Origin of the sequence: Sphingobacterium sp. UBA2610 (genome assembly GCF_002339225.1) — a bacterium.
In the GTDB taxonomy this organism is placed as follows: Bacteria; Bacteroidota; Bacteroidia; order Sphingobacteriales; family Sphingobacteriaceae; genus Sphingobacterium; species Sphingobacterium multivorum.
In genome coordinates this window covers 140,002-151,115 of sequence record NZ_DDKA01000023.1, presented here as the reverse complement: position 1 = coordinate 151,115, position 11,114 = coordinate 140,002, and the positions used below count along the sequence as shown (strand labels likewise).

The 11,114-nt window shown below is 43.6% G+C and carries 10 protein-coding genes; 6 read left to right on the top strand and 4 right to left on the bottom strand.

Features of this window, described 5'->3' with window-relative positions; translation table 11 throughout:
* Window positions 1-8: 8 nt before the first annotated feature.
* Window positions 9-1,478, bottom strand: a complete 1,470-nt coding sequence (locus tag B4Z47_RS16520) for a hybrid sensor histidine kinase/response regulator (RefSeq protein ID WP_070568394.1) — start codon at window positions 1,476-1,478, stop codon at window positions 9-11.
* 331 nt (window positions 1,479-1,809) lie between these two features.
* On the opposite strand from B4Z47_RS16520, the gene B4Z47_RS16515 reads away from it, so the two are divergent.
* Window positions 1,810-1,935, top strand: coding sequence for a hypothetical protein (locus B4Z47_RS16515; RefSeq protein WP_256603312.1), 126 nt, complete (start codon window positions 1,810-1,812; stop codon window positions 1,933-1,935).
* A 138-nt stretch (window positions 1,936-2,073) separates the two neighbouring features.
* On the opposite strand, the gene B4Z47_RS16510 is transcribed toward B4Z47_RS16515, so the two are convergent.
* Window positions 2,074-3,231, bottom strand: coding sequence for a zinc-dependent alcohol dehydrogenase (locus B4Z47_RS16510; RefSeq protein WP_088161295.1), 1,158 nt, complete (start codon window positions 3,229-3,231; stop codon window positions 2,074-2,076).
* A gap of 462 nt (window positions 3,232-3,693) precedes the next feature.
* Window positions 3,694-3,849 carry a hypothetical protein gene (locus tag B4Z47_RS16505; protein WP_159332907.1) on the bottom strand — a complete coding sequence of 52 codons (156 nt, stop codon included), beginning with the start codon at window positions 3,847-3,849 and terminating at the stop codon, window positions 3,694-3,696.
* Between the two features lie 213 nt (window positions 3,850-4,062).
* Here B4Z47_RS16505 and dinB point away from each other — a divergent pair, with 213 nt between their 5' ends.
* From dinB to B4Z47_RS16480, 5 genes are all read left to right on the top strand, one after another.
* Entirely contained in the window at window positions 4,063-5,244 is a 1,182-nt protein-coding gene (gene dinB / locus B4Z47_RS16500) for a DNA polymerase IV (protein ID WP_112374820.1), read from the top strand.
* Window positions 5,225-8,161, top strand: coding sequence for a DNA polymerase III subunit alpha (locus tag B4Z47_RS16495; protein WP_286727676.1), 2,937 nt, complete (start codon window positions 5,225-5,227; stop codon window positions 8,159-8,161). Before dinB ends, B4Z47_RS16495 begins: the two co-directional genes overlap by 20 nt.
* 132 nt (window positions 8,162-8,293) lie before the next feature.
* Window positions 8,294-9,220 carry an Rpn family recombination-promoting nuclease/putative transposase gene (locus tag B4Z47_RS16490; RefSeq protein WP_286727675.1) on the top strand — a complete coding sequence of 309 codons (927 nt, stop codon included), beginning with the start codon at window positions 8,294-8,296 and terminating at the stop codon, window positions 9,218-9,220.
* Between the two features lie 349 nt (window positions 9,221-9,569).
* Window positions 9,570-10,043 (top strand): hypothetical protein, encoded by a 474-nt coding sequence (locus B4Z47_RS16485; protein WP_115048274.1) that lies wholly within the window; start codon window positions 9,570-9,572, stop codon window positions 10,041-10,043.
* Window positions 10,044-10,154: 111 nt separating this feature from the next.
* A complete protein-coding gene (locus tag B4Z47_RS16480; protein ID WP_286727674.1) occupies window positions 10,155-10,808 on the top strand; it encodes an SOS response-associated peptidase family protein in 654 nt (217 codons plus the stop codon).
* A 25-nt stretch (window positions 10,809-10,833) separates the two neighbouring features.
* Here the strand turns inward: B4Z47_RS16480 and B4Z47_RS16475 are convergent, their stop codons facing one another.
* Complete coding sequence (locus B4Z47_RS16475) at window positions 10,834-11,094, bottom strand: hypothetical protein (RefSeq protein ID WP_286727673.1); 261 nt, start codon at window positions 11,092-11,094, stop codon at window positions 10,834-10,836.
* Between the last annotated feature and the right edge of the window lie 20 nt (window positions 11,095-11,114).

Here is an 11,114-nt window from a genome sequence, read left to right as displayed (position 1 = left end):
TGCCTGGTTCAATTTAAAGGTAAAGAAAAATAAAAAGTAGATCCTCCTGAGGGGGCACTGCGTACACCGATAGTTCCATTGTGCTGCTTAATTATTTCAGCGCAGATATAAAGACCAATCCCCAGACCCTGAAAGTTTACGGACGATTCTTCCACACGGTAAAACTTATCAAACACGTGTTTTTGCCTGTTTTCCGGGATACCTATACCGCAATCGGTGACAAATACACTAACTGAGTCAGATTCATATTGTATGTCTATTGTTATACAGGGCCTATTGACTGAATATTTTATCGCATTACTGAGAAAATTGATCAAGACTTGCTCTATACGCCTCTTATCAGCTTTTATCATGTGGTTGATAAGATTGGGATCGTAATGAAAATAAAAATCAACATCGGCATTCATCTGTCTCATTGAGGATATAGTCTCTTCAATCAGGTTTTCAATTACAAAATCCTCTTTTCTTAAATTTAGCTGGCCGCTATCAATTTTAGAAATATCGAGCAGGTCTTTTATCAGCTCCTGTAATTTATCTACATGTCCATCTAGGGTAAGGAGATGTTTTTGGATAGAAGAAATGTCGTTTAAGCCGATCAGACGCATCATAAATTGCACATAACCCTTAATACTGGTCAGAGGTGTCTTTAGTTCGTGGCTGGCAATGCTCAAGAATTCGTCTTTCTTTTTTTCCAATTGTTTTCTGTGGTCAATGTCCGTCAGGGTTCCCACCCAAATTGGGCCCGATTCCTGCTCGCGTATCGGTGCTATGCGAAGAAGAAAATATTTGTAATTTTCTGCGCTAAGCTCTTTGATGCGGACTTCTTTTTCATAAACCGTTCTGTGTGACACAGCGTCAGTCCATAGCATTTTGATCTCCTCGTCATCGGGATGTGTGGGTGGAAAAGATTCAGCGGACCGAGCAAATCGGTACCATTGGGAATTGACAAATTTTATGCCCCCATCAAAATTTGCAGTGAAAGCCAGCTGCGGTAAGGATTCGAGTGTCAGGTGGAGCTGGTCAACCTGTTTTTCAAGGGCACGCTGGGCTTTTTTGCGTTCTTCGATTTCAGATAGAAGCTGTTCCTGCATTTTATTGAGAGCGACTGTCTTTTCATGGAGATCATAGAAAGTTTTGACTTTCAGATTCAGGATATCCGGATCGACAGGTTTAGTGACGTAATCATGACCACCGGAAGCATATCCCTGCGTAATGAATTTTTTGTCCTTGCTGACTGCCGATAGGAATATTATCGGGATATTTTTTGTTTTATTGAGGCCACGTAGGGTTGCTGCAACTTCAAATCCATCCATATCCGGCATCTGGACATCCAGAATAATGAGTACGTAGTCGGTTTTCAGGGATTTTTTTAGCGCTTCCTCACCAGAGAGGGCAGTATCCACTAAAAAATTTTTTGATTCTAAGAGCTTCTTTAATGAAAATATGTTTTCTTCTTGGTCATCTACAATTAAAATCATGGTTTCTGCATTTATGTTTAACGGTAGTTTGAGATTGTATAAGTAAATGTTAAATATACACAGTTTATTTGTATCAACGAATTCAACTCTGTCCTAAAGGGAAAATTTTTGATAAATTATAAAAGCCGACAGCAAATATAGATTTAGCCGTTTATAAATTGGGGTAATATAGAAAATCGATACAAGTCTACCAAAACTAGCTTTGCGGTATTACTTAAAAATAAATGAACTATTGTAGCTTCAATAATGCATAGAAATAAACTCTAATTATCTGATATAGTATTTACTATCGTCTTAAAGCGTATGATTGATTTACAAAAAATATTTGCAGATGGGGTGGTCCCAGATCGAAAGTGCTGCAGTTAATTTTAAAGGGGGGATTACAGCTTACACGCTTGAAGAGAAAGTAGACCAAAGCACAGCAAAAATATGGATAAAATATTTTGGTAACTTTTGAAGGAATACTTGCGAAGCTATTTTAGCGATTTGCGAAAAGGCCTAGCAGCATTAACCGAACGATAAACCGCGAGGAAAAATCATTTAATGTTTACAGCAAGCCTGCTCGTTTTTCGTGATTTTTCCTCGCAAATTTATCTTAGGGTTTCAAAACTACTTTAACGCAATCGTCTTCTTTCTCATTGAAGATTTTATAGCCATGCTCCGCTTCAGTAAGCGGAATGGTGTGGGTGATAATATCATCGAGAACTACTTTATTTTCGCTGACGAGGTTCACAAGCTTGTCAATATAGTTAAGAACAGGGGCTTGACCCTGCTTAATGGTGATACCTTTATCAAAAATCCTGAATAGTGGGAAATTATCGTATGGTGAACCATATACGCCCATGATCGATACTGTTCCCATTCGTCTGACCGCTTCAAAGCACATTTCCAATACTTTTATCGACCCTTTTTCAAAATTTATCGTTGCTTTTACTTTATCCATAAAATTTCGTTCGGGCTCAAAGCCTACTGCATCTACGCACACGTCGGCTCCTCTTCCGTCAGTCATTTCACGAATTGCCTGAATAACATCTACTTTATGTGGGTTTAGGATTTCAACGTTATTGACTGCTTTCGCTTTCTCCAATCGATAGTCCAGTGGGTCTATAGCGATAACTCGACCAGCACCATTAAGCCATGCTGCTTTTTGAGCCATCAGGCCGACAGGACCCGAACCAAAGATTGCAACAGTTTCACCGCCTTTCAGATTTGCCCAATCAATCGCAGACCATCCGGTAGGAAAAATGTCTGTTAAAAACAAAGCCTGTTCATCAGTCAGGTGTTCGGGAATAATCCGAGGACTGATATCGGCATAAGGAACGCGTACATATTCAGCCTGACCGCCAGAATATCCTCCGTAAAGATCAGTATAGCCAAAGAGTGCACCACCTTTTTGATCCATCAAATCCCCGTTGGGACCATAGTGTTTAAAGTTTGAATTCTCGCAGGCAGGAGATGCTTCATGCGTACAGAAAAAACATTTTCCGCAAGCGATCGGAAAGGGGACTACTACACGGTCGCCTTTTTTTAGATTGGTGATTTCTGAGCCCACTTCCTCTACGATGCCCATAAATTCGTGTCCCATGATCAGGTTTTCCTTCTGCGGGACTGCACCGCTTAGAATATGTAGATCGGAGCCACATATTGCGGTCGCGGTTACTTTTAGAATGACGTCTCTTGGGTCAAGTATAGCTGGGTCAGGTACATTATCGACCCTGATATCGCCGGGCTTATGGAATACTGCTGCTTTCATAATTTATATTTTAGAATGTGTGTACATTTAACCAATTATTAATCTGTGTTTTAAAGGAACACATCCAAAACAATTTTGGTTCAAAAAATAATAGCACACAACTATTCACATCTCAATGAAGGGTATTTTTCTCAAAAGATAACGTATATGCAACATCAATATGTGTCAAACCATTAGGTGTTCGGTGATGTTCACGGTGAAAGAATAATTCATTAAATGAAGGTGATGAAGATTAAATAGAATAGGTTGTATGGCGGAGTGATATTATTTTTAAATTCACTAGAATCAATCTCTGTCGAAGAGTCTTCGAATTGCTCTATTGTTTTTTTGAGTTCTTTCCGCTCGCAACAATACTAAGGCTAATCAATAACAGCAATGATAAGGTAATTAGGTAAGGTCTTTTGCTTTAGCTCAAAGCCGCCGAAGCCCGTTAACATGTAACCAATTAACAAGGGAGGCTTTTTATTTTTCCCTTTTCTGCTTTACCAGCACGATCCAATCATCTTGTACGCTTTCTGTACCCACCAATAATCGCGCATCGTCTATTGACAATAAATCGTCCTCCCAAAGTGGAGTTGTGCAGGTTTGAGCGAGCAGTTGCTCCAGATTTCCTTTCATGGGCTTATAGGCATGCGCACCGCATTTCCGCCATAAGTAAGTGAAGTTTAAGCCAATCCTTTACTATAAATTATATCGCTGACAATGAATGTGATAAAAATTAAATCATTTCTCGCTGTTGATTGTTTGCTAATAATATTAGTAATTTTGAATGCGGCAATTACCAAAAATCAAAGGCGACAATACAGGGCCTTTGATACAATTGAAAAAAACATGGAGAGGAGTATAGTACATTGTGATCTCGATACATTTTTTGTATCTGTCGAGCGTTTGCAGAACAGCAAGCTCATCGGAGTACCTGTGCTCATAGGAGGAAGTAGTGACCGTGGGGTAGTTGCATCTTGTTCCTATGAGGCCCGCAAGTTTGGGGTGCATTCCGCTATGCCAATGCGGCTGGCGCTGCGCATGTGTCCAGAGGCGGTGGTCGTACGGGGCGATCACGATCGGTACAGTCATTATTCGGGTATAGTTACACAAATTATCGAGGAAGAAACGCCTATTGTCGAAAAAGCCAGTATAGACGAACATTACCTTGATGTCTCCGGTATGGACCGCTTTTTTGGTTGTTGGAAATGGACCCAGGAACTCCGCCAGCGTATTATCCGAGAGACTGGATTGCCCATTAGCTTTGGCCTGTCGGTCAACAAGACCGTCTCCAAGATTGCCACCGGTACGGCCAAACCCTGTGGTGAAAAGCAGGTGCAAAATGGTGCCGAAAAAGGTTTCCTCGCACCACTATCCATCCGTAAAATTCCCATGGTAGGCGAGAAGTCCTTTACCCTGCTCCGAAATATGGGGATCTCCAAAATCGGAACCTTACAGCAGATGGAAGTGTTCACCATGCAGAAGGTCCTCGGGGAAAACGGGATCAACATCTGGCGTAAAGCGAATGGCCTGGACGATTCGCTGGTGGTACCTTTTCGGGAGCAAAAGTCCATGTCCAAGGAGAACACCTTCCAGCAGGATACTATCGATATGGATGTCCTTCGCCGAACGCTGATCAGTATGGTCGATATGCTCGCTTTCGATCTGCGCAAAGAGCAGAAGCTGACGAGCTGCGTTACCCTCAAGATCCGTTACAGCAACTTCGATACCCATACCCAACAGTTGCAAATCGGTTATACCAATTCGGATCGAAAGCTTACCGATGTGGTACTTGCACTCTTAAAGAAACTCTATAGCCGCAGGATGCTGATACGGCTTATCGGGATCAAGTTCTCGGGCCTAATATACGGTTCCTATCAGACCGATCTCTTTGACGATAGCGCGGAGGAGGTCAACCTGATGCAGGCCATGGACAAGATCCGAAAACGCTATGGGGCCGAATTTCTGATGAAGGCCATCTGTGCACCGCTGCCAGAGAAAGGAGGGGAGCATGCTCTTAAATCTACATAGTTATTATAGCCTGCGTTTTGGCACGCTCAGCCTGCAGGATCTTATTTCGGGCATGCTGGCCGGCGGTTATGACACTGCCGTGCTTACCGATATTAATAACAGCTCGGGATCGCTGGACTTCATTAAACTGGGCCGCGCTGCCGGACTGAATTTACTGGCGGGAATGGAATTCCGCAACGGCGATCAGCTTTGTTTTGTCGCCATTGCCAAAAACGAACAGGGCTTTCGTGAGATCAATGAATACCGCACCAAGCTCAACATGGAAAATCGCCCTACACCGGAGCGATCGCCTGACTTCGAGCAGGTCTTTGTGATCTATCCCTTTAGCAAGCTCGATAGCTTTCCATTGCGGGATTTTGAATACATTGGCATCCGGCCCAGCGAGCGTACCCGCGCCCAACTGATGGACCGCAAGGTGCTCGATCGCTGTGTGATACTCGCACCAGTCAGTTTCCGAAAGGCCGATTATACCTTACATCGGCAGTTGAGGGCGATTGATAACAACTTGCTGATCTCGCAGCTCGGCGATGAGCAGATAGCTGCTGAGGACGAGGTATTTATTCCTCGTGTGAAGCTGATGCGCTTATTTGCCGACTTGCCCCAATTGCTGGCCAATACCAACCGTATACTAGGCCAGTGTTCTTTCAGTTTCGATTTTACCAGTGTCAAGAATAAAGCAACCTTTACCGGTAATCGCTACAACGATAAGCAGCTCCTGCACAAGTACTGCATGGATGGCTTTACCAGGCGCTATGGCCGCAATGATCGGGTCGCAACCGAACGCATTCAGCGCGAGCTTGAGATTATCGAAAACCTGCGTTTCTCCAGTTATTTCCTGATTACGGACGATATCTGCCGCTACGCACGTGGGCGCAATTTTCACTACGTAGGCCGCGGGTCGGGGGCCAATTCTGCTGTTGCTTACTGCTTAGGGATCACCGATGTTGACCCCATAGCACTCAAACTTCCCTTTGAGCGTTTTCTCAATCCCAAGCGCAAGAGTCCTCCTGATTTTGATGTGGACTTTAGCTGGAATGAGCGCGACGAGATGTACGATTATATCTTTAACCGTTATCAGACAGGACATACGGCATTGATGGGGGCCATGAGCACCTTTCGCTCCCGGAGTATCTTGCGCGAGCTGGGTAAGGTGTATGGACTGCCCAAGGCCGAGATCGATCGTCTGGTGCATGAGCCCGAGCATATGCTCAACAAGAATGAAGTAACCAATACTATTCTGAGCGTTTACAACCGCATGGCCGATTTCCCGAACCAGCGGACGATTCATGCCAGTGGCGTGCTCATCTCGGAGGAACCATTAACCTGTTATTCCGCAATGGACAATCCGCCCAAGGGATTGCCGACCATGCAATTTGATATGTATGTGGCCGAAGATATCGGTTTTGAAAAATTCGATATCCTTTCGCAGCGCGGCATCGGCCATATTAAAGATTGCCGTACCATTGTGCGCGAAAACTTGGGCGTGGTCATTGATACCGACAATCCCAAGCGTTTTTTTCAGGATGTCCATATCGCAGTGCAATTAAAATCAGCCAATACCATCGGCTGCTTCTATATCGAGAGTCCGGCGATGCGGCAGTTGCTCACCAAGTTACGTTGCGATGATTACCTGACTTTAGTGGCAGCCTCGTCCATTATTCGGCCCGGTGTGGCCAGTTCGGGCATGATGGGCGAGTACATCCGTCGGCATCACGACCCCACGACGGTCGTCTATCTACACCCCGTATTTAAGGAGCAGCTCGAAGAGACCTATGGCGTTATGGTTTATCAGGAAGATGTGATGAAGATCGCCAATGCCTATGGCGGGCTCGATATGGCCGATGCCGATGTGCTCCGGCGGATGATGTCGGGCAAATACCGGAGCAAAGACCACCTGATCGAAATCGAGGATAAATTCTTTTCCAACTGTAAGGCCAAAGGCTATGACGAGAAGACTAGCCGCGAGATATGGCGGCAGATGGAGAGTTTTGCCGGTTATTCCTTTAACAAGGCGCATTCAGCATCCTTTGCCGTAGAGAGTTATCAGAGTCTTTTCCTGAAGACCTACTATCCTTTGGAGTTTATGGTTGCGGTGCTCAACAATTATGGCGGGTTTTACAATCGTAAGGTCTATGTGAATGAAGCGCGAATTTCAGGGGGCAATATCTGTCTGCCCTGTGTCAATCAGTCGGTCTTTAATACCTCCATTCAGGGTAAGGACATTTACCTGGGTTTTGACTGCCTGCTCAATTTGGAAGGTAAACTGGCCCATCGCATTATTGAGGAGCGCGAAGCCAATGGCAAGTACACGAGCCTAGAAAACTTTGTTAAGCGCACACAGACGGGTATTGAGCAGGTTGTTATCCTAATTCGTGTAGGTGCCTTGCGCTTTACGGGGACGGGGAAAAAGCAATTGCTGTGGGCAGCTCACCTGATGATGAGCAAGCATAAGCCTGTCGCAGCAGGTATGGCGCTCTTTGAGACCGAAAGTCGCAAGCCTATTCTTCCCCCTTTGGAAGAAGATATCCTGGAGGATTATTATGACGAGATGGAGCTGATTGGCTTTTGCGTAACGGGTACGCTATTTGATCTTACCAAAAGCGATTACCGGGGCGATATGCCCGCTCGGGAACTCCATCTGCATGAAGGAAAGATAGTACGTGTGGTGGGGGATTTTGTCTGTGAGAAATTTGTGAAGACCAAGCGTGGCGAGCTGATGAAATTTGGTACTTTCCTCGATGCCGAGGGACGATTTTTTGATACCGTCCATTTCCCACAGACCTTAGCCAAATATCCGCTCCGTGGGGCCGGAATCTATTTGGTTGAAGGCAAAATTGTTCTGGAATATGGTTGCCCTTCTATTGAGGTGATCCGCTGTGCCAAGATGCCACTAAAACCCGATCCGAGGAGTGAATAGGACGGAAATGATCTTCATTGGGGAAGTTGTTTTAATTCATATACATACTAATGTTTTTACGCTAAAAATATTAGTATTAAAATGCTTTTTTACTTATATTTGCATTGTTAACCAATTTAAAAACAATGTATTATGAGTGAGTTGAAACAGTCGAAATATATCGATATTACAACAGATTATGGATTTAAAAAAGTTTTCGGATCAGATACCAATAAAGATCTTCTGATCGCTTTCTTAAACGAACTGTTTAGAGGACGCAAGATTATTGCCGACCTGTATTATAACAAAAATGAGCATGTCGGGGATACAGAGGATATCGGTACCGTTATTTTTGATCTGACCTGCACGGCAGACAATGGCGAACGTTTTATTATTGAAGTGCAGCGCACGGCGCAGGATAATTTGAAAAAGCGCATGCTTTATTACAGCAGTAAATTGATAGCGGATCAGGCACCCAAAGGCAACCGAAGGGCTTGGAATTATGCAATTAGTGAAGTTTATATCATTGTACTGATGGATGGATTTGCAATGCCTGATGAGGGGGATGAGAAGTATTTTCTGCACGATATTTGTTTATGTTATCGAGATCATGGTAAAATATTTTATGACGATCTAGGCTTTATATATGTGGAATTGGTTAACTTTGTTAAAGCTGAGGCAGAGTTAGTTAATGATTTAGATCGTTGGCTTTATGTACTCAAAAATATGTCTTCGCTAAATGGACTTTCCACTTATTTGCGTAAGCCTATTTTTGAGAAGTTATTTCAGTTAGCAGAGTATAGCAAACTAAAACCGGAGGAACGAGAGATGTACAACGTAAGTTTAAGGAATAAATGGGATGCCGAGAGTATCCGAAGTAGTCAGGAGGAGCAATTGAAACGAGCGCGCGAAAAAGCAATGGCTGAGGGAGAAGTTATCGGAAAAGCTGAAGGAAAGGCGGAAGTAATAAAAAATCTTTTGTCTTCGAATAAGTTTTCGATATCGGAGATAGCCGAATTAGCGGACGTCACTATAGAGTTTGTAAAGCAGATCGAGGCAGAGAAGGCTAAAGGAAAATAAAACAGATTACAATATAAGATTTTAAGGCCACTTGGATACTGTCTAAGTGGCCTTTTTCTTTTTATAGGTTAAGTTGGTCTTAGACAATACCGTTTTGAATAAGCTCTCATTTAAATAAAATAATTGTAAGGTCGAAGAGACGAAAACTTTTTATAAAAAGATCAAACGAATATTATATTTCTGTTGTCCTTTATTCGAAAAATGAGAAGATTGCTTTTGCTGGCTTGATTTGCACTTGTTAGGCCAGCATTTTTTTGAAACCGACTATCCCATTATTGGGATCATAACTATAAATATGAGGGCTGGTTTATTCCGGCCTTTTTTAGGATATAAATCCTATCTTAGTTCTATGCTGTATAATCCCTTTGAACAAGTCACCAAAAGTTCGTTTCGCGAGCTCGTCGAGTCGGGCTATGCCGACTTTGTGCTGCAGCGCTTTGAGTGGCCCGATGTCAAGGAAAAGACAGGCTTCCTGCTCACGCCTTATGATGATAAGGAAAGCGCCGATCAGCATGCCCATCAACTGGGAGCAAAGGAGGGAAGAGCCTTGCAGTTGCCGCAGGATGCCGATAAGATCGAAAGCTTGTTGGAGACTGGATCAGGCTATCGGATCTTCCTCAATCGTATCAAGGAGGAGAATTGGGATAAGCGTATGCTCAAGCTCTACGAGAAAAATATTGTCAATTACCTGCGTACCAAGACCAGGTTTCAGCGAAAGAATCCCATTGATATTTTATTCTCCCTAGAATATGGTCGGGTAGTGGCTACCATTAGCGATGGGCAGACCCAAAAGAAAGTATTTGCTATCGAGATCCTTCGCTAATCAGATCCGGTCCGAACCAAAAAGCAGCCATTTTCTTGTCGTAGGGCAATCCGTATTTAAAGCACAAATTGCGTATATTCGTATCAAAGCCAAACAAAAAAGGATACCATTATGTGCTGGGATATTAGCCTCCATACCGATATTGAGATTATCAAAAAGACCTTTCCCCAATTGCGGGACGAGCGTCGTCAATTGGATTACAACTATGACTATCTGGAAAACGTGCAGGCCATTACCTTTCCCAAATATCCGATCCTGTATAAGGACAAGGACTCAAGCCAGCTGGCGCTGACCGAGATGGAGTGGGGGGTATTGCCTACCTATATTGACGATCCCAAGCTGCAGGCCGATCGCAGGCGCAATATGATCAATGTGCGTAGCGAGCGTATCCTGGAGGATAAAAAATCCTATTGGTATCGCTTGCGCAAGCAACGTTGCCTTATCCCAGTGAGTGGTACCTTTGAGCATCGTGCGGTAAAGGGCTGGAAAAAGAAAGTGCCTTATTTCATCGGTGAAGCGGGGAGAGAGCTATTCTATTTACCAGGTTTGTACCAGTGGCATGAGACAGTGGATGAGGATATAAACGAAGAAGATATGCCACCGATTTTTCGATTTGAAATGCCCAATGAAAAGTTGAAACATTATCCAGTGTATACCTTGAGAGGATATCCAAACCGCCCCGATGGTAAACACCGTTATGAGCAATTTGATTGGGAAGGATTACCACCATTGGGGAGTGATACGGCGCAGACTTCGTTATTTTAATCGAAGGCCACATATAATTAGCACCTTAGTTTACTAAGGTGCTTTTTGCTTTTCGTACCCCCGGGCAGTCCGATCTTAATTGTAAGTTAGCCCATATATATCCATCCAGATACTTGTAAAGATCATTTAAGTCTGCTACATCCTGACTTGTTTGAAAACAAGGGTGAAACCAAATCCAAAAATTCTCATGGTCTTTATACGGATCGGGTAGTGGTACAATCACTGTACCGCGGAATAGATCTCCAGTAGGTTCTTTATACCTGAAGTGGGTGAACTTTTCGCTCAAATTTTTAATGACAGGCAACG

Excerpts from the sequence above, each read along its gene's own strand:
- B4Z47_RS16520 (WP_070568394.1), bottom strand. The coding sequence starts at position 1,478 with ATGATTTTAATTGTAGATGACCAAGAAGAAAACATATTTTCATTAAAG.
- B4Z47_RS16515 (WP_256603312.1), top strand. The coding sequence starts at position 1,810 with ATGGGGTGGTCCCAGATCGAAAGTGCTGCAGTTAATTTTAAAGGGGGG.
- B4Z47_RS16510 (WP_088161295.1), bottom strand. The coding sequence starts at position 3,231 with ATGAAAGCAGCAGTATTCCATAAGCCCGGCGATATCAGGGTCGATAAT.
- B4Z47_RS16505 (WP_159332907.1), bottom strand. The coding sequence starts at position 3,849 with ATGAAAGGAAATCTGGAGCAACTGCTCGCTCAAACCTGCACAACTCCA.
- dinB (WP_112374820.1), top strand. The coding sequence starts at position 4,063 with ATGGAGAGGAGTATAGTACATTGTGATCTCGATACATTTTTTGTATCT.
- B4Z47_RS16495 (WP_286727676.1), top strand. The coding sequence starts at position 5,225 with ATGCTCTTAAATCTACATAGTTATTATAGCCTGCGTTTTGGCACGCTC.
- B4Z47_RS16490 (WP_286727675.1), top strand. The coding sequence starts at position 8,294 with ATGAGTGAGTTGAAACAGTCGAAATATATCGATATTACAACAGATTAT.
- B4Z47_RS16485 (WP_115048274.1), top strand. The coding sequence starts at position 9,570 with ATGCTGTATAATCCCTTTGAACAAGTCACCAAAAGTTCGTTTCGCGAG.
- B4Z47_RS16480 (WP_286727674.1), top strand. The coding sequence starts at position 10,155 with ATGTGCTGGGATATTAGCCTCCATACCGATATTGAGATTATCAAAAAG.